This is a genomic window from Ruegeria atlantica, from assembly GCF_013032505.1.
GTDB classification, from domain to species: domain Bacteria; phylum Pseudomonadota; class Alphaproteobacteria; order Rhodobacterales; family Rhodobacteraceae; genus Ruegeria; species Ruegeria atlantica_F.
Genome location: NZ_WQCG01000005.1, coordinates 69,999 through 96,393 on the forward strand (window position 1 = coordinate 69,999; position 26,395 = coordinate 96,393).

A 26,395-nucleotide genomic window follows, 5' to 3' on the forward strand; every position below is an offset into this window, starting at 1 on the left:
CGCCATGATGCGCGAGATCCCCAGCGCGGCAGGCGGTATCCTCAGTTACTTCACGCGTCACAAAACGGTGGCAAACCTGCTACTGCTGGTGATGCTGGTACTGGGTGCGGCGGCAATCCCGAATATGCGGGCGCAGTTCTTTCCTGATGTGGTTCTAGAACGTGTCGACGTCCGTGTTGATTGGGACGGGGCCGGTCCTGAAGACGTGGACAACGGGATCGTTCAGGTGCTCGAACCTGCCTTGCTGGCGGTCGAGGGCGTTGCCAGCACCGAGTCGACCTCGCGTGAAGGGCGCGCCAGCATCCAGCTGGAGTTCGAGCCGAATTGGGACATGTCCCGCGCCGTCGAAGAGGTCCGGACTGCCGTCGACAGTGTCACCAGCCTGCCCGACGATGCCGAGGAACCGACGATCCGCCGCGGTGCCTGGCGCGACAGGGTTACGGATGTAGTTGTGACAGGGCCAGTCGACCCCGATCATCTGGCCAAGTTCACCGACGAATTGATCAACCGTCTTTTTGCGGTTGGTGTTACGCGCACAACAATTCGAGGCCTCGCCGCGCCGCGTATTGTGGTTGAGATACCGACCGCACAACTGATTGCTAACGACATCACGCTGTCCGAGGTTGCGTCAGCCGTAGCGGCTGAGGTCAACGCAAACCCGGCGGGTGATGTGACTGGCGCGAATGCCCGTATTCGCACAGGCACGGAAAAGCGCACGCCCGAGGAAATCGAAGGCATAGCGCTGCGCAACTTTGCGGATGGATCCAAGTTGCTGGTGGGCGATGTAGCACAAATCCGGGTCGAAGGTGTCAATCGCAATCGCAGTTATTTCGTGGGCGAAAACCCTGCGATGTCGGTGCGGGTGGATCGCTCGAATCTAGGTGACGCGATCGAAATCCAGCACACGGTCGAAGACGTTGTGAAGGAAATGCAGGCCAGCGTCCCCGAAGGCGTGACAATCGAATTGATCCGCACCCGCGCCCAGGCGATCACCGATCGTCTGGATATTCTGGTGGACAATGGTCTCGTCGGATTGGGCCTTGTTGTCTGTCTGCTGTTTCTGTTCCTGAACGCGCGGATCGCTTTTTGGGTCGCTGCCGGCATTCCGGTTGCCATGTCCGCCGCGATTGCCTTCATGTATATCGGTGGGCTGTCGATCAATATGGTGTCCCTGTTCGGCTTGATCATCACGCTGGGCATTGTTGTGGATGACGCGATCGTCGTGGGCGAGCATGCTGATTTCCGCGCGCGCCGGCTGGGTGAGGCACCGATGGTGGCTGCCGAACGGGCGGCGCGGCGTATGGCGATGCCGGTTTTTGCGGCGACCCTGACGACGGTGATTGCCTTTTTTGGTCTGACCCTGGTTGGCGGCCGGTTTGGCGAGTTGATCCGCGACATCCCCTTTACCGTTATCGCGGTGTTGATTGCCTCGTTGATCGAATGCTTCCTGATCTTGCCGAACCACATGGCGCATGCCATCGCGCATTCCACCAAAGAACACTGGTATGATCTGCCGAACCGGGTGGTCAATCGCGGGTTCCGGTGGGTGCGCGATCATCTGTTCCGCCCGTTGATCGCCTGGGTCGTGTGGGCGCGCTATGTGGTGGTCGCATTGATGGTGGTGGTCCTGGCCAGTCAGATTGCCCTGTTCATTCGCGGCGATGTGAACTGGCGGTTCTTTAACGCACCCGAGCGTGGCTCGGTCACGGGCAACTTCATAATGGTCGAAGGCGCCACCCGCGCCGAGACTGTGGCCATGATGCACGAGTTGCAGCGGGCGACCGAAGAATTGGGCCAAATCTACGAAGAACGCCATGGTCGTAACCCGATCGACTATGTTCTGGCCGAGGTTGGCGGATCCGCAGGTTGGGGGCTGGCTGCTGCCGATGGCAAAGATGCTGATTTGCTGGGTGGTATTTCTATCGAGCTGATTGATGCGGATCTGCGCCCCTATTCCAGCTTTGAATTTGTGGGTGAGTTGCAGGACTTTGTGCCCCGCCATCCAAAGGTCGAACTGCTCAGTTTCCGAGGCTGGCGCTCGGGACCCGGTGGTGATGCCATTGATGTTCAGTTCTATGGCGCGGATGTGAACACGCTCAAATCCGCTTCCGAGGATTTGCAGACCGAGCTGTCAAAATACCCCGAGGTTTCGGCTCTGGAAGACAACCTTGCCTATGACAAGGAAGAGTACATTCTGGACCTGACGGCACAGGGTCAGGCGCTGGGTTTCCGGATTGAAACGCTGGGTCGCGTGTTACGTGATCGCCTGAACGGGATCGAGGCGGCGACCTTCCCGGATGGCCCGCGCAGTGCCGAGATCAGGGTAGAGTTGCCTGAAGGAGAGCTGACCGCCGATTTCCTGGAGCGCACTCTGATGCGTACACCCGATGGAGTGTATGTGCCGTTGGCCGATATCGTGTCGGTCGAGCGAAAATCCGGCTTCTCGACCGTCCGGCGCGAAAATGGCCTGCGTGTGATCTCGGTAAACGGTGACATATCGGAAGATGATCCGACGCGCGCGGCTGAGATTGCACGTGCCATGGGCGAGGAAATCCTTCCAAAAATTGCCTCGGAACGACAGGTCGAATGGCGAATGGCCGGTCTGAGTGAACAGGAAGATGAGTTCCTGTCCGAGGCGCGCACCGGCTTGATCCTGTGCTTGACCGGTATCTACCTTGTATTGGCCTGGGTGTTCGCCAGTTGGACACGGCCGCTGGTGGTGATGGCGATTATCCCCTTTGGATTGGTCGGCGCGATATGGGGACACTATCTGTGGGACGTCCCGCTGAGCATGTTCACGGTTGTCGGCCTGTTGGGGATGACGGGGATTATCATCAACGACTCGATCGTTTTGGTGACCACCATTGACAGCTACCAAAAAGAGCGTGGGCTTGTTCCTTCGATTGTCGAGGGCACGGCGGATCGATTGCGGCCTGTGATGTTGACCACTCTGACCACGGTGCTGGGGCTGACCCCGCTGCTTTATGAAGGATCGCAGCAGGCGCAGTTTCTAAAGCCCACGGTCATAACGTTGGTCTATGGGCTTGGCTTCGGGATGTTGCTGGTCTTGCTGCTGGTGCCGGCATTGCTTGCCATTCTAAACGATCTGACCCGTCCTATGACCGCGATGCGGCGTGCTGCCCGCGCCCCGGACCGGGTGGTGCAGGGCGCTTTAGCGTGCACGGGTCTTGCCCTGCTTTTGTGGTTTGCGGTTACAATGGTTTGGCCCGCGTTTACCGGTGCACCTCTTGGGGTGTTGTCCGGTCTCTATGCTGGCGAGAGTGGCATGGCGATCCTGCAGATGGGGCTGGGTGCATTCGTTGCCGGCGCTGCGTTGATCCTGTTCTTCAGCCTCGCAGCTTCCGGCCTGGTTTATGCGCGGTTCAAAAGATCCGCGACCTAAGTCCGGCGCAGGGCAGTTTCCAGCAGGTCGATGACGCGGTTGCTCATCTCCAATTCGCCACGGCGGATCTGATCCACAGGGAACCAACGCGCGTCGAGCGCGTCGTCACCTGCAATGGGGTCGCCGGTTTGATACTGACAAGCCACGCCTACCAGCAGGTAGTGTGTCTGGACGTCGCCGTTCGCGTCCCAGCGCAGCAAATCAAGATTGTCTAAATAGTGCTGTGGGTCTGCGATGACCGAGGTTTCTTCGCGCAGTTCTCTTTGCGCGGCTTGCAGGACAGTCTCGCCCCATTCCACATGACCCCCAGGGAACCCCCATAGCCCAGCATCAGGTTGCTTGCTGCGCTGAACCAGCAGCACTTGGTCCTTATGCAGGACAACCGCCAAAGCGCCGATTTTTGGGGTTTGTGTCATGAAATCACCGGGCTCAGCCTGCGCTGCAGCCCTGAATGTCGACCGCGTGATTTGCACCCAGAACAGTGATACGGATTTCCGATCGGTCCAGCGCAAATGGCCCTCCGGATGCGTTGATTACCTCGGAGGTTGCGACCAGAGTATTGCCCGTCCGTTTTGTTTGCGTCTGAGAGGCCCAGAGAGCAGGATTGCCCGGTTCGATCACCGCAACCTCGCGCCCGCCGGCAGAAGGCATGGTCACCCGTGCCTCGATCTGCATCCCGTCGGCTGTTGGTGACAGGTGACAGCTTGCCTGCGCCACATTGGCTTCTCGTTCAGAAAAGGGTCGCTGGGCAAGCGCTGCAGCGATGGTCGGGTTTCGCCCGGCTTCTGCGTCCAGAGTATGGTCGAATTCCAGTTGTTCGGGGATACAGACGTCCTTGCAGACGCCCAGATCCATTGTTCCTTGCAGCCGTACGGGCCGCGCCGGGTTTTTCGGTGTGATCTCGACCGGCAGAACTAGTTGGTTTTCATAGCCGATCGATTGCAGCCCGTTCTGGTCAAAGACATCCGGTGCGGGCCACGTAATCGACACGCCGCCAACATTGTCCGAGCGGGTCCAGTTGAATTCCGGCGGGATCCCAGCATCCCCCGGCGCACGCCAATAGGTTTTCCAACCGTCTTGCAGCGTCACACGCACGGCGCTCAGATATGTTCCTTTCGCTGTACGTCCGCCGTCCAGAATGTCCAACTCAGCAACAGGGCCTTTTACCTGCGCTGTCGCAGGTAAGGCCACGCCGATGGTAAGGGCGATCGCCGGAAATATCTTTTTAACGCTCATGGTTCATAAATGCGCGGTTGCGGCGCAGATTCCAAGTCACGTTCCGGTCACTGGGATGAAATCTGCGGAAATGTGTGCTGATCCCTTGCCATTCCGGGTGACCAAGGGTCATTGTTGAAACAGACCTGTTAAGAGATGTCCGCCCATGGATCTTACCGGAAAACTGTTGATTGCGATGCCCGGCATGGGCGATCCGCGTTTTGACCATTCAGTGGTGTACTTGTGCAGCCATGGCGAAGATGGTGCTATGGGCTTGATAATCAACAAACCTTCGGACTTGCGGCTAAAAACCCTGTTGAGTCAGCTGAACATCCCCTGCCGGATTCCGGTCGTGGGCGAACGTCTGGTCCATTTCGGCGGTCCGGTCGAGATGTCGCGTGGTTTTGTCCTGCACAGCTCGGATTACGAAGCGAACTTGCATTCCATGCACATCACGGATGAGTTCAGCATGACGGCAACGCTGGATATCCTCGAGGATCTTGCCTCGGGGCGCGGGCCTTTGAACTCAACTTTGGTGTTGGGCTACTCGGGCTGGGGACCCGGTCAGCTTGAGGACGAAATCGCCCTGAACGGCTGGCTCACGACTGAGGCGTCGTCACAGTTGGTCTTTGATGTGCCGGATGATGAGAAATGGAGCGGCGCTCTGGCGACTTTGGGCGTTGACCCCCTGATCCTGTCTGCGGAGTCCGGGCGCGCCTGATCAGCTGTTTCGCGGGGCTGCGGCGCGGCGCAGGCGGTCGTTAATGGCTGCACCCAATCCATGATCTGGAATTGGCGTAACCGCAATTGGCCTGCCGGTGTCATTCAGGCTGTGCAAAGCGGCGAACAGGTTCGCCGCCGCCTCGGAAAGATCACCTTTCGCTGAAAGGTTTAGATCGCAGTCTACCGGGCCAAACCCCAACAGTACTTCATCTCCCTGCGCGGTGCTTGCGTCCAACCGAACGGGCGCATCCGGAGCATAGTGCGATTGCAGCTGACCTGGCGCGCTCAGCGCATCACCCGGTAAGTGATGATGCAATTGAGTTCCCAAAACGGCCTCGATCTGCTCCAGCGCAACACCGCCGGGGCGCAAAAGCGCGGGCTCGCCGGAAAGACCCACAATGGTGCTTTCCAATCCGACCCCGCATGGACCGTCATCCAGCACCGCGGCGATGCGCCCATTCAATCCGGACAGGACGTGTGCGGCGGTCGTTGGGCTGATTTGTCCGGATGGGTTGGCAGAAGGCGCGGCGACCGGGCCGTCAAACTCGGACAGCAACGCGCGCGCCGCAGGATGGGCTGGAACCCGCACCGCGAGGGTTTCAAGCCCGGCAGTTACCAGCGAGGATATCCCGTGATCCGGCCGCAGCGGCAAAACCAAGGTCAGCGGCCCGGGCCAGAACGCGGCCGCCAAAGCTTCGGCATTATCGGACCATGTCACGAAACGCCGGGCAGCTTCGGTCGAGGCTACATGCGCAATCAGCGGGTTGAAACTGGGTCGACCCTTGGCGGCATAGATGTTGGCTACGGCTTCGCCGTTACGCGCATCCCCGCCCAAGCCGTAAACTGTTTCGGTCGGGATCGCGACTAAAAGCCCCTGGCGCAGCAGGTCTGCAGCCAGCGCGATTCCGGCCGGATCGGCGGATAATGTCAGAGTGCCGTTAGGGATCATGGGTGGTGACGCCGCGTTTTGATTGCGTATAGCATGTGGACCGATACGTAATCGGTTGAACCCAGATGCATAAAGATGGGCGGTGGAAATTCCAAGCCCGTCGGCGTAAATGCAATCAGACAGCTCCGAGGGAAGACATGCCATACCGCGCGCCAATCTCTGATTATGAATTCCTGTTCCGCCACGCGGTCGGCTTCGAACAGATCGCCGAGACCGAGAAATTCTCGGAAGCCAGCGAAGATGTCGTCAGTGCCATTCTGACCGAAGCCGGGAAAATGTGCGAAGAGGTGATGGCTCCGCTGCAGCGACCCGGTGATCTGGAGCCAGCACGGTTGGAAAACGGCGTGCTACGCACCTCGCCCGGTTATTCTGACGGCTGGAAAGCCATTGCCGAAGGCGGCTGGATCGGGATGAGCGGTGATCCGGAATATGGCGGCATGGGGCTGCCGATGACGCTGACCACCGCCGTGAACGAGATGATGTCAGCCGCCTGCCTGTCGCTGCAACTTGCGCCGCTGATGACGCAGGGCCAGATCGAGGCGCTTGAGCACCACGCCAGCGATGAGCTCAAGGCGCTGTATCTGCCCAAGATGATGGCGGGTGAATGGTCTGGTACCATGAACCTGACAGAACCGCAGGCCGGGTCGGATGTGGGTGCGTTGACTTCGAAAGCCGAAGCCAATGGGGATGGCACCTTTTCTGTGACAGGGCAGAAAATCTTCATCTCATGGGGTGACAACGATTTTGCTGAGAACGTCTGCCATCTGGTTCTGGCTCGGTTGCCGGACGGCGTTCCCGGAACCAAGGGGATTTCGCTGTTCCTGGTGCCCAAGTACCTGCCGGATGAGAACGGTAAGGCCGGCGTTGCGAATGATTTGAAGGTCGTATCGGTTGAACACAAGATGGGCCTGCACGGCTCACCAACCTGCGTGATGCAATTTGACGGTGCTAAGGGCTGGATCGTGGGCAAGGAACATGGCGGCATGGCTGCGATGTTCACCATGATGAACAACGCGCGTCTGGGCGTCGGTGGTCAGGGTGTGGGTGCAGCCGAAGGTGCCTATCAGCACGCGCTGGCCTATGCGCTGGACCGTAAGCAGGGCAAAACGCCATCAGGTACGATCGTTGACCACGCCGACGTGCGTCGGATGCTGATGAGTATGCGTGCCGACACGTTCGCCGCGCGTGCGATCATGCTGGCCAACGCTGCCGCCATTGATATGGCCAACGCGACCGGCGATGCAGACTGGGCAGCTCGTGCCGCCCTGCTGACTCCGATCGGAAAGGTTTTTGGCACCGAGACCGGTATGCGGGTGTCCGAAAACGGCGTTCAGGTCCATGGCGGCATGGGCTTTATCGAAGAATCCGGTGCCGCGCAGTACTACCGAGACGTCCGTGTGACTGCGATTTACGAGGGCACCAATGGCATTCAGGCCATGGACCTTGTCGCGCGCAAGATGATGGACGGCGGCGATGCAGCATCGCGTCTGTTGGACGAAATCGAGGATCATGCCGAGCAGGCGCGCGCAACCATACCCGAACTGGCTGGCCCGGTTTGGGAAGCCACGGAAAGCCTGCGCGAAACAACCGAATGGATGGTTGCGCAATCCGAGTTGAACAACCGATTTGCTGGTGCCGTGCCGTACCTTCACGCCTTTGCCCGCGTTCTGGGCGCGCATTATCATCTGATGGCTGCTTTAGCAGAACCGGGTGGTCCGCGCTTCAAACTGGCTCGTTACTACATCAACGCACTGTTGCCCGAATATGCCGGACTGCTGGCGCAAGCTCAGAACGGCGCAGATGATGTGTTCGGGCTCAGCGTCGAGGAGCTTTTGGCCTGATGGACGGAGATACCCCTTTGGCGATCCGGTATCCGTGGCCCGAACCTCCGGCCGAGGGTGAGGCGATCGAGGTCGCCGAAGGAGTGCTTTGGATGCGCTTGCCGCTGCCTATGGCACTGGATCACGTCAATATCTATGCGTTGGACGATGGCGACGGCTGGACCGTAATCGATACGGGCATGTCATCGAACAAGACCCGGCGTATCTGGGAAAAACTGATGGCCGGTCCGTTGGGTGGCAAGCCCATCAAGCGGGTGGTGGTGACGCATCATCACCCCGACCATGTGGGCAATGCGGGTTGGTTCCAATCCGAACACTGCGTCGAGCTGGTGGCTTCGCGCACCTCCTGGCTGTTTTCGCGTATGCTGCAACTGGATGTTCAGGAAAGCTGGCCGCAGGAAACTCTGGCTTATTATCGCAGCGCAGGTATGGCTCCCGAGGTTCTGGCCAAGCGGATGGCCGAGCGACCGTTCAATTATTGCGATACCGTTTATCCGATGCCACTGGGATTCACTCGGATCAAGCAGGGTAGTGTGATCCGTATGGGCGGGCGCGATTGGGACGTGCATATGGGCAATGGTCATGCCCCAGAACACGCCACGTTCTGGAGCCGCGACGACAACCTCGTGATCACAGGCGATCAGATACTCAGTTCGATCAGTCCTAACCTGGGTGTCTATGTCACCGAACCTCTGGCGGATCCGGTTGCTGAATGGCTTGAGGCCTGCGAACGGCTTCAGGGGCTGGCGCGGCCCGATCATCTGGCGCTGGGCGGGCACAAGCTGCCATTCACCGGGCTGCCCATCCGGATGAAGCAATTGATTGCCAACCATCACAGCGCGCTTGATCGGTTGCAGGACTATCTGGACCAGCCAAAAACCGCAGCCGAGTGTTTCGTGCCTTTGTTCAAACGGCAAATCAGTGGCGGCGAGTATGGGCTTGCGCTGGTCGAAGCGGTTGCACATCTGAACCATCTTTACCACATTGGTGCTGTCACCCGGACGCGCCGCGCGGACGGGGCGTGGGAGTTTCAGCGCAAAGGGTAAAGCCATGCAGGATCAGATCGAAACATCGGCCGAGGCCGCCGAAGCCGCAGCTCTGCCGCGTTGCTACGAAGTGCATGCGAACTCTGAGTCCGAGTCCGGTGCGAAAGACCTGCCTGGCCCGTTGCAAAAACCGGTTGAAACAAAAAGCCCCGCGCAATGGGCGTATGAACGTCTGATCCTCTATATCCAGAATTTCGAGAAAACCCTGACAGGTGACCAAGAAGTCGCGATGGGCTTCACTGGCGGAGACGCCGGTGTCATGCGGATCGAAGGGATGGGGTACTTCGACCCTGATATCATCACCTTTTACGGATCCGACGCGACCGGCGCGCGCACTCAGCTGGTGCAGCATGTCAGCCAGTTGAACGTGATGTTGCGGGCATTGCCCAAATCGGCCGAGGATAAACCCGCCAACCGGATCGGGTTCCGTCTGGCGGCGGATCTGGAAGAAAGCTGATCACCTGACTTGCAATTCACGTCTGCGCAGCCTTGAATGAGTCCACCATTCAAGGGGGCCTCACGTGACCACTTTCTCTGCCGTTACAAGTGCCTACAAAGGATCGTGGGCCCGCCGCCGTGTATTTGTGCCTATCTATCTTGTTGTGCGCCTGCTGTTGGTTGCGCTGATTGCGCCCGGCGTGGCGATCACGGTGAATCTTGCCGTATCGCTATCCAACCAGACGGCGCTGACTGATCAGGCGATCGCTGCATTCATCCTCTCACCTGCCGGGTTTATTGCAGCCGTTGTGGTTCTCAGCCTGTTTCTACTGGCCGAGGTGTTTGTCTTCTCGGTCATGGCCGGATCGCTGCGTATGGCAGAGTCGGACCCATGGCGCGCTGGCAGTTCTTCGATCAGGCTGATCCTGTCGCGGCTTCCATCCCTGTTTGGCTTTGCGGTGCGCTTTGTTGTGCGGGTTTTGCTGTTGGTTCTGCCTTTTGCTGTCGTTTCCGCTGTTATCGCGTGGTGGACGCTGACCGAATACGACATCAACTATTACCTGACTTTCCACCCGCCCTCATTCTGGGTGGCCGTGGTGCTGATTGGGGCCGTTGTTCTGGCTATGGCCTGGGTGTTGATCCGACGCCTGTCAGCCTGGGCTTTGTCGTTGCATTTGGTTTTGTTCGAGGGCGTTCACCCCGGACATGCGTTTGGCATCAGCGCCAGCCGGATGGAGGGTAAGCGCGGACGCCTCAAGATAGAATTGGCCATCTGGTTAGCTATGCGCCTTGCCATCGCCGCCATGATTGCCTGGGTTGCGGGGCTTTTGTTCGCACTGGTGCCGTTGCAAGGCGCAGCTAACCTGCGATTGGCCCTGATTTACAGCCTGGGCGTTGCCGGGATCTGGTCACTGGCCGGATTAGTTTTGGCGGCCACGGCGCTTGGCGCTTTGGCGGTGCTGCTCGATGGATTCTTTGACATCCAAACATCCGAACCACCGCATCCTGAGCCGCGCAACATACGCATATCGGTGTTCATGGCTGTTGGAGCCGCAGTCGTTGCCGTTCTTGTCGGGATATGGTTCGGCCAGCACCTTCTGGAAAGGGTACAGGCGCCGGACCGCGCCGAGGTTATCGGACATCGCGGCGCTGCGGCGCTTCGGCCCGAAAACACGATGGCCTCGGTTCTCAAGGCGATCGAGGATGGTGCCGACTGGGTCGAAATAGACGTTCAGGAAACGGCGGATGACGTGGTCATCGTCGCGCATGACAGTGACTTCATGAAACTTGCTGGCGTCAACCTCAAGGTCTGGGATGCCACGATGGAGGATATCGACCAGATCGATATCGGCAGCTGGTTTGGCCCGGAATACGCCGATGAGCGTACGCCGACACTGCGCGATGTGCTGGAGGCCGCGAAGGGCAAGGCCAAGGTCATCATAGAGCTGAAGTATTATGGCCACGACCTAGACCTTGAGAATCGCGTCGTCGCCCTCGTCGAAGAGCTGGATATGCAGGACGATATTGCAACGATGTCCCTGAAATACCCGGCTGTGCAAAAGATGAAGGCGATCCGTCCCGACTGGCGGGCCGGGGTTCTGGCCGCGACTGCGGTGGGTGATCTATCGGGTCTCGAAGGTGATTTCGTTGCTGTGAACGCCGCCATGGCGACGCCGGGTTTGGTCAATTCCGTTCAGGCGGCAGGTAAGGACATCTATGTCTGGACGGTCAACGACCCGCTGCAGATGTCGGCGATGGCCTCGATGGGCGTAGACGGTTTGATCACGGACCGGCCAGCGATGGCGAACGAAGTGCTGCGGGTGCGCGCAGAAATGGGTCCGGCAGAGCGCCTGTTGCTATGGCTGGCCACCACCTTCGGCATGTCCTTTGATACTGAGGCGGCGCGCGATGAAAGCCCTTAGGCTGGCAACGATCCTGTTGCTGAGTGCCACGGCCGCCACAGCGCAGGACGTCATGCGCAGCTTCGAGTTACCCGCGCACCGCAGCCTGATGGCAGAACGCGAAGGTGCAGAGCTGACCCCGTTTGAAACCGATGGCTGCTCGGGCGGTCTTTCGGCAAGCTGGCGCTTTGTCGCGGATACGTTCCCCAGCTTTCGGGCTTTATATGAGGCACACCCGCCCTGGGAATATTGCTGTGTGGCCCATGATCGCGCCTACCACCATGCGGGGGGGGCTTTGCGGGCCGAAGACAGCTATGAGGCGCGCCTTTCAGCAGATGATACCTTGCGTGCCTGCGTCAAACAGCATGGGGTTGAACATGACGAGGAATACGCCGAACGCTATGATATGACGGCCGAACAAATCCGTACTGCTCATTCCGTCACAGCTGAGGCGATGTATGCGGCGGTCCGGTTCGGCGGCGGCCCGTGTTCGGGCCTGCCCTGGCGCTGGGGTTTTGGGTATCCGGGGTGTTCGGTATTTCCTCCTTTGGCCCCTGCGCGCGAATGACGTGGTGACAGGCCCCGGATTTTCGATTATCCAACATTTCAAACACGCGAATTAGGATTCTGAGACTCATGGCTGAACACAAGCACGGCGAAATGGATATCACTGTTCAAACCAAAACTTTTGATGGGTTTGTCAAAGCCACCACATGGTGCGTGGTTGCCATCGCCTTACTTTGCCTGTTCCTGGCAGTCTTTGCCGCTTAATCCAAAACGGGGTTGACCGTGATCCGGATTTTGATTGCCTGCCTGCTGGCAGCAACTGTTGCTGGCTGCGCGGGATCGCAGCGTCCGCAGGCCGACCAGGCTGAGGTCGTTGCCCGATCCTATCGTGATCCGGGGCCCTCTACCCTGACGCTTTATACAATGATCAGCACGCGCACCGGATCTGGCGCGCATACCTCGTTGATGATCAGCGGCAGCGAGAGGGTGATTTTTGATCCTGCAGGGTCATTCCGGGCAGATGTCGTTCCGATCAAGGATGACGTTCTGTACGGCATAACCCCGAATGTCGAACGCGCCTACCGCAGTTCACACGCGCGCGAAACGCACTATGCGCGCATCCAGACCATTCAAGTCAGCCCACAACAGGCAGAGATTGCCTTGCAGCTGGCCAAGCAATCTGGTCCGGTTGCGGGTGCCTATTGTGCGAATTCCACCGCGTCCTTGTTGAAGCAGGTTCCGGGTTTCGAACAGATCAACGTGACCTTTTTCCCAGTCAAGCTGTCGGAGCAATTCGGTCAGCTTCCGGGGGTCGTGACCACTGAGTATCGTGAGAACGACGATGCCGACCTGCAAAAAGGTCTGGCCGCCAACAACGCGACGCTGAACCAACTGGAAACGGTCTCAACCCAATAAGTACAGCAACCCGTACAGGGTTGCTGCACCGCTGAATATGGCCGCCAGAACGTTTTTGGTCATCAACCCTATGGTCAACGCAACGGCGGCGGCCGCCATCCGTGGAATGTCGGGCTGCCCTTCGGTTGCGGTTGGCCAAACAACCAGCGGTGCAATCAGGGCGGGCAGGATGGCGACGGCGGTATAGCGCAAATGGCGCAACAGCCATGGCGGCATCGGGCGATCCCCGACGAGGCCGATAAAGACAAAGCGCAAGCTATAACTGCCGATGGCGAGACCGATAATAATGGTCCAGATCGTGACGGGATCAACGGGGGTCATGCCGCGGCCTTTCTGCGTTCAGCGTACAATTCGGCTTGCGCACCTGCCATCATGCCGGCACACCCGGCAATCAACAGGCCCAGGTTGTATGGAATGCCAACGGTCAGCAATGAAACAACAATGGCAACCAGCGCAGCCACCACATGGGGCAGGGTGCGCATCATTGGCCCAATCATGGCCAGAAATGTAATCGGCAAGGCAAAGTCCAGCGCCCAGCTTTCGGGAATGCGCGTGCCAAGCACTGCGCCCAGATAAGTCGCAAATATCCATAGCGGCGTGATGGGTGTGACCGAGCCAACAAAGTAGGCCATGCGCTGCGGGACCGTCATCCTGGGTTCTTTTTCGAATTGCACGATTGAACAGGCATAGGATTGATCGACCGTTAGATAAGCGGCACATGCGCGTTGCCACATCGGCGCAGCCCCCAGATAAGGGGTCAGCGACGCGGAATACATCGCCATTCGCAGATTTACTGCAAGGGCAGAGACGAGAATAATGGCTGTTGGTGTCTGATCCTGCAGCAATTGCAGTGCAGCAAACTGCGCAGCACCTGCAAAGACCGTGGACGTAAACGCCATGGTCTGCACGATGTTTAGTCCAGCTTCAGTCGCGAAAACGCCAAACAGGGTGCCAAACGGGATTGCCACAAAAATAAACGGGGTCCCGTCGCGAAAACCCTTCCAGAAGTATGACTTGGATGTGGTGTCTGCCATGGCTAAATCCTATGGTGATCCCCGCAGCAGTAGCGGTCTTGGGAAAGGGTTGCAATTGGGCACGGAACAGAACCTATCGGACTACATCATCGCCCCTGACCCCGGTGCGGCGCGCCTGACCCGCGCGGTCGAAGGCGTGGATCAGAATGGCGAGGTCAGTCAGATCTCGGTGGTCGAGGAGCGCCCGCTGACTATTTTCCTGAATTCACAGGAAATCGTGACCGCGATGACCATAGGGGACTATCCAGAATATCTGGCGCTGGGTTTCCTGCGCAATCAGGGGATGTTGCTGGCGGATGATGAAATCACGCGCGTCGACTATGATGAAGATCTGGAAACCGTGGTAGTACGCACGGCACGCGAGACGTCCTACGAAGACAAGCTGAAGAAAAAGACCCGTACCAGCGGCTGTGCGGTCGGCACGGTCTTTGGTGATATGATGGAAGGGCTTGAGGATGTGCGCCTGCCGCAGGTTCAGGTTCGTACTTCGTGGCTTTATGACCTTGCTGCCAAAATCAACCGAACTCCATCCCTTTACCTTGAAGCCGGAGCAATCCACGGCACGGTACTGTGCCGCGAAAACCGCCCTCTGGTCTATATGGAAGATGTGGGTCGTCATAACGCGGTCGACAAGATCGCGGGCTGGATGCTGTCCGCAAAAGAAACACCTGAGGACAAGATTCTCTACACCACCGGTCGTCTGACGTCCGAGATGGTAATCAAAACGGCGATGATGGGCATTCCGGTTCTGGCTTCTCGGTCAGGTTTCACCGCCTGGGGCGTCGAGATCGCGCGCGAGGTTGGACTGACGCTGATTGGCCGGATGCGTGGGCAACGTTTTGTGTGTTTGTCAGGAGAAGATCGTCTGGTGCGCGATGTTGATCCTTCGAGCGTTCCGGTCGAAGATAAGAAGCATAAAAGAAAAAGCTCTCAGTCCTGAATTTCCTTGGTGCGCTGTTACTTCGAAAAAACTCTGCGAATTCGGGAGGATATGCCCTAAGGTGGGGCAAATCGAAGTGATATATTGGGTGTTAGCAACCTGAGGGCGCTATGGAGTTAATCAGCTTAATTGCACCGGTCTTTGCGGTGATCCTGACGGGCTACGTGTTTTCGTGGACAAAACTTCTGAGCGAGGACACATCCGAGGCTCTGGTGCAATTTGCGGTGTATGTCCTGATCCCTGCGATCATGTTCTACCTGATTGGTCAGGAGGACTTTGAGAACCTTCTGAACTATGGGTTTTATCTGTCCTACGGCGGTACACTCCTGGTTCTTTTTGCTGTTTTATTCATCTGCCTGAAAACGTTGACGAGTTATCAGGTCGGATCCGCGACCGTGTTAGCCTTTGCTGGTGTCGCCTCAAACACAGCGCTGGTTGCGCTGCCCATTCTCCACGCGATTTTCGGGTCAAAAGGGGCTTTGCCGGCAGTTTTGGCGAACCTTGTTGTCGCCATTTTGCTGTTGGTTTTGACCACCATTCTCGAAACGTCTGCAGGGCATCAGGCAAGCAAGAGGACGCCCGTTTACAAGATTGTCGCCAATGTCCTGAAAAACCCGATTATCGCTGCAACACTGTTAGGAGTTGTCTATTCCTTTACGGGCATTGGGTTTTCTCAGGCTGTTTCGGACTATCTGGAGTTGATGAGTCAGGCGCTGGCAGCAGTTGCCTTGTTCGCGATCGGGTTCACCACAAGCGTGCGTACGATCCTTCAAACCGGTCCGATGATCTTGTTTCTGTCAATAATGAAGCTTCTCGTCGTTCCGGGGCTCGTGCTGCTTGCGGCACATCTGATCGGGCTGGACCCGCTTTGGACCATTGCGGCAACGGTTTCAGCGGCGGCCCCGACGGCTAAAAGCATCTTCCTCTTGGCTAAGCATTATGATCAGGAGCCGCAGCTTGCCGCTCATATAGTCTCCGCGACTTCGCTTCTGGCGGTGGTGACTTTGATCCTGTGGCTGTTTGTCCTGCACCAACTGCATCCAACAGCGTTCCAATTGAATTGAGTTCGATCTACAAAGTTGCGATCAATTGATCACTTGGATCTAGGCAACAAGGTACGGCAATGAATACCCCTCTTGGTGTTATCCTGGCGGGCGGTCTCGCCACCCGAATGGGCGGAGGAGACAAGGGCCTGCTGACAATCGGTAAGCAGAGTCTGCTGTCTCATGTGATCGATCGCTTGAACCCGCAGGTGGGCGGGCTGGCATTGAACGCCAATGGCGACCCCAAGCGGTTTGCAAACCTCAACCTGCCGATCCTGCCCGACACGATAGAAGGTTTCGCAGGACCGCTGGCTGGAGTTCTGGCCGGGCTTGACTGGGCGGCAGAGCAAGGCGCCGAAAGCATCGTAACCGCTGCTGCCGACACGCCGTTTTTCCCGCGTGATCTGGCCGCGCGGCTGATGCAGGCCGCCGAAGGTCAGGTGCATCCGTTGGTTTTGGCAACCACCCCCCGTACCAGTGATGAAGCTCTGAAGTCGGGCGGCGGTAAACGGGTGAACCGGCACCCGACCTTTGGCCTTTGGCCTGTCGCGCTGCGCGACGATCTGCGGGACGCTTTGAACGGCGGATTGCGTAAAGTCGTGCTGTGGACTGACAAGCACAACGGGCGCGAGGCGCTGTTTCCTGCCGATCCGTTCGATCCGTTCTTCAACGTCAACACACCCGACGATCTGGCACGGGCGCAAGAACTGCTGGAGCAGGCATGAGGGTTTACGGCGTTACCGGCTGGAAAAACGCCGGCAAGACCGGCCTGATGGAGCGTTTGGTTGCCGAGATCACCAAACGCGGTCTCACGGTTTCTACGGTCAAGCACGCCCATCACGCGGTCGATGTCGACCAGCCTGGGACTGACAGTTTCCGCCATCGAGACGCCGGTGCATCCGAAGTGCTTCTGGCATCGGGTAAGCGCATTGCGGTGATGCAGGAATTGCGCGGGGCACCCGAACCACCTCTGGCAGATCTTCTGGCGCGGCTTCTTCCGGTCGATCTTGTCCTGATCGAAGGGTTCAAACGGGAAAGACACCCCAAGATCGAAGCGTTTCGGGCAGAGGCTGGCAATGCGCTGATGGCCGGGGAGAACAATACGATCCGCGCCATAGCCAGCGATACACCGCTGCAGGTCGGGGTTCCGGTGTTTGATCTGAACGACACCTCCGCAATCGCAGATTTCATCTTGAAAGAGGTCGGATTATGACGCCGCCAAACATCACGCCTCCGCCCTTGCGAAATGATTGTTTTGCGTTGCCTGCCGGGGTCAATTGGACGCCCGTGGACGAGGCACTAGAGATGTTGCGGTCGAGGTTGACTGTTGTGACTTCGGTCGAAACCGCCCAGATCGGGCAGGCTTCGGGACGTATACTTGCAGAAGACGTTTTGGCAAAGCGTTCGAACCCGCCGCAACCGAATACGGCTGTGGATGGATATGGGTTTTCCGGAGCGGCCCCCGAGGGACCGCAGGTGATTCCGCTGCAGGATGGGCGCGCCGCTGCTGGAATCCCGTTTGACGGCGTAGTGGCGCTGGGTAACGCGCTGCGTGTATTGACCGGCGCGGCGCTGCCCGACGGCGTGGATACGGTAATACTGGAAGAGGATGTGACCGTTCAGGACGGCCATATCGCCTTTCATGGCCCGCTGAAGCAGGGCGCAAACACCCGCAAGGCCGGCGAGGACGTCGCAGAGGGTGAGATGGTTTTGCCCGCCGGGCGCAGGCTGACCCCGGCTGATGTCGCGCTTTTGTCGGCAACAGGGATTGCCGAGATTTCGGTTCGCAAAATGTTGCGGGTTGCGGTGCTGTCGACCGGGGATGAACTGGTCGAACCGGGAAACCTCGCCGGTCCGGGTCAGATTTTCGACGCCAACCGTCCAATGCTGTTGTCGATGATTGAAAGGCTGGGTTTTGAGCCGGTTGACATGGGTCGGGCGTCCGACGACAGGGAAGACTTGCGTGACAGGTTGGACAGGTCGGCAGCGCAGGCAGACGTCATTCTGACCAGCGGCGGCGCGTCTGCCGGAGATGAAGATCACGTCTCAGCATTGTTGCGAGAGGCCGGGGCAATGCAGGAGTGGCGGATCGCACTGAAACCGGGCCGCCCATTGGCGTTGGGTATGTGGAACGAAACGCCCGTGTTTGGTCTGCCGGGAAACCCTGTTGCCGCTAAGGTCTGCACTTTGATCTTTGCCCGCCCTGCGTTGGGTCTGATGGCGGGCGAAGGTTGGTCCGAACCGCAGGGGTTCGACCTGCCTGCCAATTTCGAGAAACGCAAGAAACCGGGGCGGCGCGAGTATCTGCGCGCCCGCGTCCGTGATGGCAGGGTCGAGGTCTTTGCCTCGGAAGGCTCAGGTCGTATCAGTGGACTTAGCTGGGCTGAGGGACTGGTCGAGATTCAAGATGGCGCTTGTCACATCGTGCCAGGTGATCCAGTGCGGTTCATTCCTTATGGCAGCTTTGGGTTGTGATCAGTCAAATGTACCCGCGACGCGCCCAAGCAGCATGAATGCACGGGCGGTTCGTGTGTCGCCCAATGCAGTCAGGTCCGCGTCGCTGGCCGACGGTTCAAATTCGACGATCATGTGATCAAAACGCCGCAGGAAATGATGCGCGGCGTCCCGGAATATCGGGTCCTGCTTCATCCTTGCGGCGGTCAGGGCCAGCGAAGAACGGTCTCTGATTCCGCCTAACGCGGCAACCGCGCGGCCGCGCGCGCCTTGCGCGAATTGCCGCCAGATTTCAGGGCGGGCCATATCCGGGCGCAGGTCATCCATATAGATGCCTTCTTGGCTCAGCAGTGTCAGAACGTCCTGTGAAGCCTGTACCAGTTGCGCGGTCTTACGATCCCGAAGCGCCAGCCTGAGTGCGTCGAACCCTTCGGCGTCATCCTGTGTTTCAGGGAAATTCAGCGCCCGAATGAAGGTATTGGTCGTCAATGGCGGCGCGATATCCTCGGCCGTGGTACCCAGTTCCAATGACGTCTGGTCACCTGCATCAACAGAGGTCTCGCCCCGAACCGGCTCGGTCCGTTTCGACGAAAACGTCGCCAGCGCTGTTTCCGCCTTTTTGGTGGCCTCGGCGATTTCATCTAGTTTTTTACTGACACCGGGTTCTTGCAGACTAGCAGCGCGCTGTTGCTGAATCACATAGGTCTGACGGATCGCGTCAATCGCGGTTTGTAACCGGGCGCTTTCCTCGCGCATGACGCGGCTGGCGCGCATTGATGTCGCGGCGACCCAGATCATCGCTACTGGCATGAACACCGCCAGCAGGGTCACGACGAATCCGCCACCTTCGACCTTGTCGGGAAGCACTAGGAACACAACAGACACGATCAGCCAGACCACGCTAAGCACGATCGCAACGATCTCGATCTCGGTCACCGAAGGATGCGAAGGCTTGTCATAGATACCCAAAGGGGTCGGCCGTTCGGGATCTTGCTCGGGATTGGGCTCTGACATGGTCAAGGCTCCGGTCAGGCATACTCGATACTTAGAACTTCATAGGACCGCACACCACCGGGGGTGCGTACTTCGACACTGTCGCCTTCTTCCTTGCCGATCAATGCCCTCGCGATGGGCGATTTGATGTTCAGCAGGCCGTTTTCGATGTTGGCCTCGTACTCGCCGACGATTTGCCAGGTCTTTTCCTCGTCAGTGTCTTCGTCCACCAGCGTTACCTTGGCGCCAAATTTGATTGCGCCGTTCAGCTTGGCCGGGTCGATCACGTCAGCCAGTGACAGGATGCCTTCCAGCTCTTTGATACGACCTTCGATGAAGCCCTGCTTTTCACGGGCCGAATGGTATTCGGCATTCTCTTTCAGGTCGCCCAGCTCGCGCGCTGTGGCGATGGCTTCGATGATCGCCGGGCGCTCGACCGACTTGAGGTTTTTCAGCTCCGCCGCAAGAGCGGCATTGCCCGTAGGCGTCATTGGAATTTTTTCCATGTTCTTGTCGTCCACGCATAAATTGTTTCGCCCCGCCGCATGAGACAAGCGTCGGGGCGATTTGATGGGTCATCAAATACCTGACCCAAATGAGGCGTGAATTGCAAGGGGGCTTGGTCGCGCGACGCGCGGATTACGGCCTAGTCGTAGCTAATGACTTCGAATTCGATGTCATTGTCGTCATTGAAGTAGAACCGCCGACCTGGCTCATAATCCGCATGGGACTTTGGCGTGAATCCTGCGGCTTTCACCTTTTTCTCGGTTGTATCGATGTCCTCGACCAATACGCCCACATGGTTCAGGCCGCCAACGATGTCATAGCTACTTTCCCCGGACGGTTGCGGATCGCTGGGCGCGTAAAGTGCCAAGTATGTGTGCTTACTGCCTACGTGAACCGTGTAACCGCCTGCAATTGCCGGGCCTTCCCAGCGGGTTTTCCAACCGAAAACCTTGTGCATCCACGCAGCTGAAGCCTGTGGATCGCGGACAGTGAAATTGGTGTGTTCAAGCGTCGCCATCATGGGATCTCCTTTGCATCTTGAGGCTTGTCCCGACTCACCGTAATTTCTAAACCTAACTTTAGGTCAAGGTAATAATTCGGAGGATGTGATGGTGGTTTCGGACGGGTTGGCAATTGGTGCATTGGCGCAGCGTACTGGGCTGGCTGTGTCGGCCATCCGGTATTACGAGGCGCAAGGCCTGATATCGCCTTGGCGTAACGCGGGCGGGCAACGGCGGTATCAACGCGCGGACATCAGACGCCTGAGCTTTGTGATGATTGCCCAGCAGTTCGGCCTGACCCTGCCCGAGATTCGCGATGTCCTGTCCGGCCTGCCTGGAAACCGCACGCCGACACCTAAGGATTGGCAGAAAATCAGCAAAGGGCTGAGGGCACATCTGGATCAGCGAATCGATACCCTGACGCGATTGCGCGACAATCTGGACGGCTGCATCGGTTGTGGTTGCCTTAGTCTGCCGAAATGCGCCTTGTACAACCCCGATGACCGCGCCAAATCAAATGGTAGCGGTCCCAGGTATCTGATGGGGGACTCACCCGAGGCATAACTGCCGCATTGCAGCAAAGTTACGCCGTGTTTTGATTGACCAACGTCTTTGAGACCATGTAATCAGCCGTGAAACAATATTGCGCAGACCACGCAGTGAAAGCGCCAATTCGGAAAGTTAGCTAAGGAGCCCGCGATGGCCGAGATTGAACGCGAAGCGATGGAATACGATGTGGTGATCGTGGGGGCAGGCCCCGCGGGCCTGTCGGCGGCCATCCGTCTGAAACAGCTGGATGCCGACCTGAATGTCGTGGTTCTGGAAAAGGGCTCGGAAGTGGGCGCGCATATCCTTTCGGGCGCAGTTCTGGATCCCTGCGGTTTGGACGCTCTGATCCCGGATTGGAAGGAAAAAGGCGCCCCGCTGAACGTGCCGGTGCATGAAGATAACTTCTACATGCTGGGTGAGGCGGGCAAGATCCGCATCCCCAACTTCCCGATGCCGCCGCTGATGAACAACCACGGAAACTACATTGTCTCTATGGGTAATGTTTGCCGCTGGATGGCTGAACAGGCTGAAGAGCTGGGCGTGGAAATTTTCCCGGGCATGGCGTGTTCGGAACTGGTGTATGGCGACAATGGCGAAGTCAAAGGCGTTGTTGCTGGTGTCTTCGGCCTGGAGCCTGATGGGTCCTATGGCCCGGGCACCGAGCCGGGCATGGAACTGCACGGCAAATACGTCTTCCTTTCGGAAGGTGTCCGTGGCTCGCTGTCCAAGGAAGTCATCGCCAAGTACGACCTGTCTGCTGGCAAAGAGCCGCAGAAATACGGCGTCGGCATGAAAGAGATCTGGGAGGTCGACCCCGCCAAGCACAAGGAAGGCTCAGTAACTCATACGATGGGCTGGCCTCTCGGCAGCAACGCGGGCGGCGGATCGTTTATTTACCACCTTGAAAACAATCAGGTCTATGTCGGTTTCGTTGTTCACCTGAACTACAAAAACCCGCATCTGTATCCTTACATGGAATTCCAGCGCTTCAAGCATCACCCGGTAGTGGCCGATCTGCTGAAAGGCGGCAAGCGCGTGGCCTATGGTGCGCGTGCAATTACCGAAGGTGGCTGGCAGTCGATGCCAAAGCTGGTTGCACCTGGCGTGGCGCTTCTGGGTTGTTCGGCAGGTATGGTCAACGTGCCGCGCATCAAGGGCAACCACAACGCAATGCTGTCGGGCAAGGCTGCGGCTGAAGCCGCATTCGACGCCATCAAGGCCGAACGTTCGGGCGACGAGTTGACCGCTTACGAGACCGACGTGCGTGAAGGCGCAATCGGTGCGGACCTGAAGAAAGTGCGCAATGTCAAACCGCTGTGGTCGAAATACGGTCTGACCGCCAGCCTGATGCTGGGTGGTATGGACATGTGGACCAACACGCTGGGCTTTTCGCTTTTGGGCACTCTGGGTCACGGCAAAAACGACGCCGAGGCGACCGAAGAGGCAAGCAAGCATCAGCCTATCGACTATCCGAAGCCCGATGGTACGCTGTCGTTTGACCGTCTGACCAACGTGTCCTTCGCGATGACCAACCACGAGGAAAGCCAGCCCTGCCACCTGAAACTGACGGACCCGGAGATCCCGGTACAGGTCAACCTGCCCAAGTTCGATGAACCGGCGCAGCGTTATTGCCCGGCGGGCGTGTATGAGATGGTCGAGGATGAAGACGGTCCGCGATTCGTCATTAACTTCCAGAATTGCGTCCACTGCAAAACCTGCGACATCAAGGATCCCAGCCAGAATATCACATGGACCACGCCACAGGGTGGAGACGGACCGAACTATCCCAACATGTAAGCGAAAACACGGGCAATGGCAGGGTCGTGAAGGCTCTGCCATTGCCTCTTTCCGGTCAAAGCCCTAGCTTGTTGCCCAGTCAACGATAGCAAGGCAGGATTTTGGTGGCTTCCCTCGTTCGTCGCGCGGCATTGGTCGCGCTGTTAACCTCGTCATTTGCATTCCCGGCGCTGTCGGATTCTGGCTCTGGGTCGTATCTGGCCGGACGTCAGGCGATTTATCAAAGCGACTATACCTCTGCCGAGAAGTATTATGCGCAGGCCCTGCGGGCCGACCCTGAAAACGGAAAGCTACTGGAAAACGTCGTCGTAGCACGCCTTGCGTTGGGTGAGGTTGAGCGTGCGCTGCCGGTTGCCCAATCCATTGAAGCGCTTCAACTGCCAAGCCAGGCGGCGAAAATGGTCATCATGGCCAACCTGATCGCCGACGAAAAGTTGGATGAACTGCTCGCGCGCGATCCTGAGACGCAAGGCGTCGGACCACTGGTTGATGGGCTGGTTCTGGGCTGGGTCTATGTGGCTCAGGGTGCCATGACCAAGGCTATGGAGAAGTTTGACGAGGTCAGCACGCAAGAGGGCTTGCGGGAATTCGCCATGTTCCACAAGGCGCTGGCGCTTGCTTCGGTTGGTGATTTCGAAGGTGCCGAAGAGATTTTTTCTGCCAACAATGGCGCGGTCTCTCGTTTCTCGCGGCGTGCAGCGCTGGCCCGGACCGAGGTGCTGTCGCAACTGGACCGCAACGAGGATGCGGTGCAATACCTAGATGATGTTTTCGCGGCTGGCAGCGACCCGTCGATTGAAGGGTATGTAGCCCGTCTGAAGGCTGGTGAAACGCTGCCGTTCACACATGTTCAGTCCGCTCAGGACGGTATGGCCGAGGTCTTCTTTTCTGTCGGTGCAGCGCTCAGCAGCGAAGCGTCACAAGATTACGTTCTGCTCTACGCCCGGATTGCAGCGTTCCTGCGCCAGGACCATGTCGATGCCATCCTTCTGAGTGCCGAGTTGCTGGATTCGCTCGAACAATATGACCTGGCCGTCGAAGCCTATCGCATGGTGCCTTCAACCAGCAGTGACTACCACGCGGCCGAGTTGGGCCGAGCCGAGGTTCTGGGCCGTTCGGGAAAAACAGATGCAGCGGCCGAAGTTCTGCAGAACCTTGCGGCGCAAAGCCCTGACCTACCCAGTGTGCACGTGGCCCTGGCCGATCTGCAAAGACGGCAAGAGAACTATACTGATGCCGTTACGACCTATGACACGGCTATCGAACTGACCGAGCAGGGCGTCAGCGGTAACTGGTTTCTGTACTACGCCCGCGGTATCTCGCATGAGCGTCTCAAGAACTGGGATTTGGCCGAAGCTGATTTCAGGCGCGCGCTGGAATTGAACCCCGATCAGCCGCAAGTTCTGAACTATCTGGGCTATTCGCTGGTTGAACGTCAGGAAAAGCTGGACGAAGCGCTGGACATGATCGAACGCGCTGTCGCTGCGCGCCCGGACAGCGGCTATATTGTTGACAGTCTTGGTTGGGTCCTGTTCCGTCTGGGTCGCTACGACGAAGCCGTTGCACATATGGAGCGCGCGGTCGAGTTGATGCCTGTCGATCCAGTAGTGAATGATCACCTGGGCGATGTGTACTGGGCTGTGGGGCGCGCCCGCGAAGCTGAATTCCAGTGGAAACGCGCGCTATCTTTTGTCGACCCAGAAGACTCAGATGGTGAAGCTGATCCGGACCGCATCCGTCGCAAGCTTGAAGTTGGGCTGGACGCGGTTTTGGTGGAAGAAGGCGCCGATCCCCTGAATGTCGCTAATGAGGGTTAAGGGCTTCGCGCCTGCAAAGATTAACCTGACCTTGCATGTGACCGGCCGCCGCGCGGACGGGTATCACCTGTTGGATTCGCTGGTCGTCTTTGCGGATGTCGGTGACGCGCTGGAGTTCACACCGGGGCCTACGTTGTCGATGTCCGTCATAGGTGAACACGCCGAAGGGGTGCCGACAGACGACCGAAATCTGGTTTGGAAAGCTGCTGCTGCTGCCAGATGGACCGGGCACATCAACCTGAACAAAGTGTTGCCGCACGGAGGCGGGATTGGCGGGGGATCCTCGGACGCTGCGGCGACGCTACGCATGATTGCAGATCACGGTGGTGCGATCCCTGACGAGACAGCCCTGACCCTTGGTGCGGATGTACCGGTTTGCGTGGCGGCCAATGCCACCCGGATGAAGGGTATCGGCGAACAGTTGCAGCCCGTTTCACTGCCGCGATTGCCAGCTCTTTTGGTCAATCCCGGTGTGGAGGTTCCTACCGGTTCCGTCTTCTCTGCTCTGCAGAGTCGCGACAACGCGCCAATGCCTGAAAAAATCCCGGCCTTTGAGACGCCTGAAACCTGCAGTAATTGGCTGCTGGCACAACGCAATGACCTTGAAACACCAACAAAGAACCTAGCGTCCGAGGTCGCCCGCGTTCTGGATGATCTATCGGATACAAGAGATGCTTTAATGGCCCGTATGTCAGGCTCTGGTTCGACTTGTTTCGCGCTTTATCCGACCATGAATGCGGCCCATTTTGCCGCTTATGAGATTGGCGCGGCCCATCCTGACTGGTGGTGCCGCGCAACGCTGCTCAATTAAGGCGCGAAACCACGTAATCGGCCAGATCGCGCAGTAACGACCGGATCTCGTGATCCGGCAATGCGTCCAGCGAAGATTTGGCTTTGGCGGCCCACCCAAACGCATCCGTGCGTGTGGCGTCCAACGTGCCGTATTTGTTCATCAAGCTCAGCGCTTGGTCCAGATCGCCGTCTTCCTGACGGCCGCGGCCAATTGTGCGCTCCCAAAAGGCATGCTCTGCCGGGGTGGCCTGTGCGATGGCCTTGATGACCGGCAAAGTCAGCTTACGCTCACGGAAGTCGTCGCCGACATTTTTGCCGGTCGCCTTGCTGTCCCCCTGATAATCCAGCAGGTCATCGGCGATCTGGAATGCAATCCCCAGCGCATCGCCATAGTCGTACAGTGCCTTAACCTGATCTTCTGACGCCCCGGCGATCACGCCGCCCACCTCGGTTGCGGCGGAAAACAGTGCAGCGGTCTTGCCACGCACGACCTGCAAGTAAATTGCCTCGGTAGTGCCCAGATCGGTGGCGGCGGTCATTTGCAACACCTCGCCCTCGGCAATGGTCGCCGAGGCATTGGCCAGAATGTCCAGCACACGCAGGGAACCGGTCTCAACCATCAGCTGGAAACTGCGGGAGAACAGGTAGTCGCCTACCAAAACGCTGGATTTGTTGTCCCACAACAGGTTCGCAGTGGGGCGGCCACGCCGCTGAGCGCTTTCGTCAACGACATCGTCGTGCAGCAGGGTTGCGGTGTGAATGAATTCGACCGTTGCGGCGAGGCGCACGTGGTGATCGCCCGGATAATTGAACATCCGAGCGGCTGCCAGCGTCAGCATCGGGCGCAGACGCTTGCCGCCCGCCTCAACCAGATGCGCTGTCACTTCCGGTATACGCGGTGCATGTTCCGAGGCCATACGCGTGCGGATCAACTGGTTTACGGCGTCCATTTCGCCGTCCAGAATCTCGGCCAGTCGCTCATGCGGTTTCGAGATCGTGTCGATGTTCATCACTCTCCTGATACAAGGCTC

Annotated in this window: 27 protein-coding genes; 18 read left to right on the top strand and 9 right to left on the bottom strand. The window is 58.3% G+C overall.

Annotated elements, in window-relative coordinates:
* Positions 1 to 4 precede the first annotated feature (4 nt).
* A complete protein-coding gene (locus tag GOW92_RS17580; RefSeq protein WP_170562596.1) occupies positions 5 to 3,403 on the top strand; it encodes an efflux RND transporter permease subunit in 3,399 nt (1,132 codons plus the stop codon).
* Here the strand turns inward: GOW92_RS17580 and GOW92_RS17585 are convergent.
* Entirely contained in the window at positions 3,400 to 3,819 is a 420-nt protein-coding gene (locus tag GOW92_RS17585; protein ID WP_170562598.1) for an NUDIX hydrolase, read from the bottom strand. The genes GOW92_RS17580 and GOW92_RS17585 overlap by 4 nt on opposite strands.
* A gap of 13 nt (positions 3,820 to 3,832) precedes the next feature.
* Entirely contained in the window at positions 3,833 to 4,639 is an 807-nt protein-coding gene (locus GOW92_RS17590; RefSeq protein ID WP_170562601.1) for a protein-disulfide reductase DsbD domain-containing protein, read from the bottom strand.
* A gap of 145 nt (positions 4,640 to 4,784) precedes the next feature.
* Here GOW92_RS17590 and GOW92_RS17595 point away from each other — a divergent pair, with 145 nt between their 5' ends.
* Positions 4,785 to 5,339, top strand: a complete 555-nt coding sequence (locus GOW92_RS17595) for a YqgE/AlgH family protein (RefSeq protein ID WP_170562604.1) — start codon at positions 4,785 to 4,787, stop codon at positions 5,337 to 5,339.
* Here GOW92_RS17595 and GOW92_RS17600 read toward each other — a convergent pair whose 3' ends face one another.
* Complete coding sequence (locus tag GOW92_RS17600) at positions 5,340 to 6,290, bottom strand: L-threonylcarbamoyladenylate synthase (protein WP_170563230.1); 951 nt, start codon at positions 6,288 to 6,290, stop codon at positions 5,340 to 5,342.
* Between the two features lie 137 nt (positions 6,291 to 6,427).
* On the opposite strand from GOW92_RS17600, the gene GOW92_RS17605 reads away from it, so the two are divergent.
* The 7 genes from GOW92_RS17605 to GOW92_RS17635 all read left to right on the top strand — a co-directional run bounded on the left by GOW92_RS17605 (position 6,428) and on the right by GOW92_RS17635 (position 12,938).
* On the top strand, positions 6,428 to 8,131 hold the full coding sequence (locus GOW92_RS17605) for an acyl-CoA dehydrogenase (RefSeq protein WP_170562607.1): 1,704 nt from the start codon (positions 6,428 to 6,430) through the stop codon (positions 8,129 to 8,131).
* A complete protein-coding gene (locus GOW92_RS17610) occupies positions 8,131 to 9,177 on the top strand; it encodes an MBL fold metallo-hydrolase (RefSeq protein ID WP_170562610.1) in 1,047 nt (348 codons plus the stop codon). Before GOW92_RS17605 ends, GOW92_RS17610 begins: the two co-directional genes overlap by 1 nt.
* 4 nt (positions 9,178 to 9,181) lie before the next feature.
* Entirely contained in the window at positions 9,182 to 9,634 is a 453-nt protein-coding gene (locus GOW92_RS17615) for a DUF6173 family protein (protein ID WP_170562613.1), read from the top strand.
* Between the two features lie 64 nt (positions 9,635 to 9,698).
* Positions 9,699 to 11,537 (top strand): glycerophosphodiester phosphodiesterase, encoded by a 1,839-nt coding sequence (locus GOW92_RS25380; RefSeq protein WP_170562616.1) that lies wholly within the window; start codon positions 9,699 to 9,701, stop codon positions 11,535 to 11,537.
* Positions 11,524 to 12,084 (top strand): hypothetical protein, encoded by a 561-nt coding sequence (locus GOW92_RS17625; RefSeq protein WP_170562619.1) that lies wholly within the window; start codon positions 11,524 to 11,526, stop codon positions 12,082 to 12,084. The genes GOW92_RS25380 and GOW92_RS17625 overlap by 14 nt, the downstream gene beginning before the upstream one ends.
* Before the next feature lie 68 nt (positions 12,085 to 12,152).
* Positions 12,153 to 12,287, top strand: a complete 135-nt coding sequence (locus GOW92_RS17630; RefSeq protein WP_058273578.1) for an aa3-type cytochrome c oxidase subunit IV — start codon at positions 12,153 to 12,155, stop codon at positions 12,285 to 12,287.
* An 18-nt stretch (positions 12,288 to 12,305) separates the two neighbouring features.
* Positions 12,306 to 12,938, top strand: coding sequence for a hypothetical protein (locus GOW92_RS17635; protein WP_170562622.1), 633 nt, complete (start codon positions 12,306 to 12,308; stop codon positions 12,936 to 12,938).
* On the opposite strand, the gene GOW92_RS17640 is transcribed toward GOW92_RS17635, so the two are convergent.
* Complete coding sequence (locus GOW92_RS17640) at positions 12,927 to 13,259, bottom strand: AzlD domain-containing protein (RefSeq protein WP_170562625.1); 333 nt, start codon at positions 13,257 to 13,259, stop codon at positions 12,927 to 12,929. The genes GOW92_RS17635 and GOW92_RS17640 overlap by 12 nt on opposite strands.
* On the bottom strand, positions 13,256 to 13,972 hold the full coding sequence (locus GOW92_RS17645; protein ID WP_170562628.1) for an AzlC family ABC transporter permease: 717 nt from the start codon (positions 13,970 to 13,972) through the stop codon (positions 13,256 to 13,258). The genes GOW92_RS17640 and GOW92_RS17645 overlap by 4 nt, the downstream gene beginning before the upstream one ends.
* On the opposite strand from GOW92_RS17645, the gene GOW92_RS17650 reads away from it, so the two are divergent.
* The 5 genes from GOW92_RS17650 to GOW92_RS17670 all read left to right on the top strand — a co-directional run bounded on the left by GOW92_RS17650 (position 13,971) and on the right by GOW92_RS17670 (position 18,430).
* The gene (locus GOW92_RS17650; protein ID WP_254453076.1) at positions 13,971 to 14,912 is read left to right on the top strand and encodes a formate dehydrogenase accessory sulfurtransferase FdhD; all 942 of its coding nucleotides are present in this window, start codon (positions 13,971 to 13,973) and stop codon (positions 14,910 to 14,912) included. The two genes, GOW92_RS17645 and GOW92_RS17650, sit on opposite strands and share 2 nt — an antisense overlap.
* A gap of 110 nt (positions 14,913 to 15,022) precedes the next feature.
* The gene (locus GOW92_RS17655; protein WP_170562631.1) at positions 15,023 to 15,976 is read left to right on the top strand and encodes an AEC family transporter; all 954 of its coding nucleotides are present in this window, start codon (positions 15,023 to 15,025) and stop codon (positions 15,974 to 15,976) included.
* A 59-nt stretch (positions 15,977 to 16,035) separates the two neighbouring features.
* The gene (gene mobA, locus GOW92_RS17660; protein WP_170562634.1) at positions 16,036 to 16,680 is read left to right on the top strand and encodes a molybdenum cofactor guanylyltransferase MobA; all 645 of its coding nucleotides are present in this window, start codon (positions 16,036 to 16,038) and stop codon (positions 16,678 to 16,680) included.
* A complete protein-coding gene (gene mobB, locus GOW92_RS17665) occupies positions 16,677 to 17,168 on the top strand; it encodes a molybdopterin-guanine dinucleotide biosynthesis protein B (RefSeq protein ID WP_170562637.1) in 492 nt (163 codons plus the stop codon). The genes mobA and mobB overlap by 4 nt, the downstream gene beginning before the upstream one ends.
* Positions 17,165 to 18,430: a molybdopterin-binding protein gene (locus tag GOW92_RS17670; protein ID WP_170562639.1), complete on the top strand. Its 1,266-nt coding sequence runs from the start codon at positions 17,165 to 17,167 to the stop codon at positions 18,428 to 18,430. The genes mobB and GOW92_RS17670 overlap by 4 nt, the downstream gene beginning before the upstream one ends.
* On the opposite strand, the gene GOW92_RS17675 is transcribed toward GOW92_RS17670, so the two are convergent.
* The 3 genes from GOW92_RS17675 to GOW92_RS17685 all read right to left on the bottom strand — a co-directional run bounded on the left by GOW92_RS17675 (position 18,431) and on the right by GOW92_RS17685 (position 20,429).
* Positions 18,431 to 19,423, bottom strand: coding sequence for a hypothetical protein (locus GOW92_RS17675; RefSeq protein ID WP_170562642.1), 993 nt, complete (start codon positions 19,421 to 19,423; stop codon positions 18,431 to 18,433). It abuts the gene before it with no gap.
* Between the two features lie 14 nt (positions 19,424 to 19,437).
* Complete coding sequence (gene greA, locus GOW92_RS17680) at positions 19,438 to 19,908, bottom strand: transcription elongation factor GreA (protein WP_170562645.1); 471 nt, start codon at positions 19,906 to 19,908, stop codon at positions 19,438 to 19,440.
* 140 nt (positions 19,909 to 20,048) lie between these two features.
* Positions 20,049 to 20,429, bottom strand: coding sequence for a VOC family protein (locus GOW92_RS17685; protein ID WP_170562647.1), 381 nt, complete (start codon positions 20,427 to 20,429; stop codon positions 20,049 to 20,051).
* 88 nt (positions 20,430 to 20,517) lie between these two features.
* On the opposite strand from GOW92_RS17685, the gene soxR reads away from it, so the two are divergent.
* The 4 genes from soxR to GOW92_RS17705 all read left to right on the top strand — a co-directional run bounded on the left by soxR (position 20,518) and on the right by GOW92_RS17705 (position 25,383).
* Positions 20,518 to 20,973 carry a redox-sensitive transcriptional activator SoxR gene (gene soxR, locus GOW92_RS17690; RefSeq protein ID WP_170562649.1) on the top strand — a complete coding sequence of 152 codons (456 nt, stop codon included), beginning with the start codon at positions 20,518 to 20,520 and terminating at the stop codon, positions 20,971 to 20,973.
* Between the two features lie 135 nt (positions 20,974 to 21,108).
* Entirely contained in the window at positions 21,109 to 22,755 is a 1,647-nt protein-coding gene (locus tag GOW92_RS17695) for an electron transfer flavoprotein-ubiquinone oxidoreductase (RefSeq protein WP_170562651.1), read from the top strand.
* A gap of 104 nt (positions 22,756 to 22,859) precedes the next feature.
* Positions 22,860 to 24,572: a tetratricopeptide repeat protein gene (locus GOW92_RS17700; RefSeq protein WP_170562654.1), complete on the top strand. Its 1,713-nt coding sequence runs from the start codon at positions 22,860 to 22,862 to the stop codon at positions 24,570 to 24,572.
* The gene (locus GOW92_RS17705; protein WP_170563237.1) at positions 24,562 to 25,383 is read left to right on the top strand and encodes a 4-(cytidine 5'-diphospho)-2-C-methyl-D-erythritol kinase; all 822 of its coding nucleotides are present in this window, start codon (positions 24,562 to 24,564) and stop codon (positions 25,381 to 25,383) included. Before GOW92_RS17700 ends, GOW92_RS17705 begins: the two co-directional genes overlap by 11 nt.
* On the opposite strand, the gene GOW92_RS17710 is transcribed toward GOW92_RS17705, so the two are convergent.
* Positions 25,376 to 26,374, bottom strand: a complete 999-nt coding sequence (locus GOW92_RS17710; RefSeq protein ID WP_170562657.1) for a polyprenyl synthetase family protein — start codon at positions 26,372 to 26,374, stop codon at positions 25,376 to 25,378. The genes GOW92_RS17705 and GOW92_RS17710 overlap by 8 nt on opposite strands.
* Positions 26,375 to 26,395 lie beyond the last annotated feature (21 nt).

Coding starts and splice junctions, on each gene's coding strand:
- GOW92_RS17610 (WP_170562610.1), top strand. CDS start 8,131: ATGGACGGAGATACCCCTTTGGCGATCCGGTATCCGTGGCCCGAACCT.
- GOW92_RS17640 (WP_170562625.1), bottom strand. CDS start 13,259: ATGACCCCCGTTGATCCCGTCACGATCTGGACCATTATTATCGGTCTC.
- GOW92_RS17585 (WP_170562598.1), bottom strand. CDS start 3,819: ATGACACAAACCCCAAAAATCGGCGCTTTGGCGGTTGTCCTGCATAAG.
- mobA (WP_170562634.1), top strand. CDS start 16,036: ATGAATACCCCTCTTGGTGTTATCCTGGCGGGCGGTCTCGCCACCCGA.
- GOW92_RS17675 (WP_170562642.1), bottom strand. CDS start 19,423: ATGTCAGAGCCCAATCCCGAGCAAGATCCCGAACGGCCGACCCCTTTG.
- GOW92_RS17630 (WP_058273578.1), top strand. CDS start 12,153: ATGGCTGAACACAAGCACGGCGAAATGGATATCACTGTTCAAACCAAA.
- GOW92_RS17595 (WP_170562604.1), top strand. CDS start 4,785: ATGGATCTTACCGGAAAACTGTTGATTGCGATGCCCGGCATGGGCGAT.
- greA (WP_170562645.1), bottom strand. CDS start 19,908: ATGGAAAAAATTCCAATGACGCCTACGGGCAATGCCGCTCTTGCGGCG.
- GOW92_RS17615 (WP_170562613.1), top strand. CDS start 9,182: ATGCAGGATCAGATCGAAACATCGGCCGAGGCCGCCGAAGCCGCAGCT.
- GOW92_RS17705 (WP_170563237.1), top strand. CDS start 24,562: ATGAGGGTTAAGGGCTTCGCGCCTGCAAAGATTAACCTGACCTTGCAT.
- GOW92_RS17685 (WP_170562647.1), bottom strand. CDS start 20,429: ATGATGGCGACGCTTGAACACACCAATTTCACTGTCCGCGATCCACAG.
- GOW92_RS17710 (WP_170562657.1), bottom strand. CDS start 26,374: ATGAACATCGACACGATCTCGAAACCGCATGAGCGACTGGCCGAGATT.
- GOW92_RS17590 (WP_170562601.1), bottom strand. CDS start 4,639: ATGAGCGTTAAAAAGATATTTCCGGCGATCGCCCTTACCATCGGCGTG.
- GOW92_RS17625 (WP_170562619.1), top strand. CDS start 11,524: ATGAAAGCCCTTAGGCTGGCAACGATCCTGTTGCTGAGTGCCACGGCC.
- GOW92_RS17605 (WP_170562607.1), top strand. CDS start 6,428: ATGCCATACCGCGCGCCAATCTCTGATTATGAATTCCTGTTCCGCCAC.
- GOW92_RS17645 (WP_170562628.1), bottom strand. CDS start 13,972: ATGGCAGACACCACATCCAAGTCATACTTCTGGAAGGGTTTTCGCGAC.
- GOW92_RS17600 (WP_170563230.1), bottom strand. CDS start 6,290: ATGATCCCTAACGGCACTCTGACATTATCCGCCGATCCGGCCGGAATC.
- GOW92_RS17650 (WP_254453076.1), top strand. CDS start 13,971: ATGGCTAAATCCTATGGTGATCCCCGCAGCAGTAGCGGTCTTGGGAAA.
- GOW92_RS17695 (WP_170562651.1), top strand. CDS start 21,109: ATGGCCGAGATTGAACGCGAAGCGATGGAATACGATGTGGTGATCGTG.
- GOW92_RS17580 (WP_170562596.1), top strand. CDS start 5: ATGATGCGCGAGATCCCCAGCGCGGCAGGCGGTATCCTCAGTTACTTC.
- mobB (WP_170562637.1), top strand. CDS start 16,677: ATGAGGGTTTACGGCGTTACCGGCTGGAAAAACGCCGGCAAGACCGGC.
- GOW92_RS17670 (WP_170562639.1), top strand. CDS start 17,165: ATGACGCCGCCAAACATCACGCCTCCGCCCTTGCGAAATGATTGTTTT.
- GOW92_RS17655 (WP_170562631.1), top strand. CDS start 15,023: ATGGAGTTAATCAGCTTAATTGCACCGGTCTTTGCGGTGATCCTGACG.
- soxR (WP_170562649.1), top strand. CDS start 20,518: ATGGTGGTTTCGGACGGGTTGGCAATTGGTGCATTGGCGCAGCGTACT.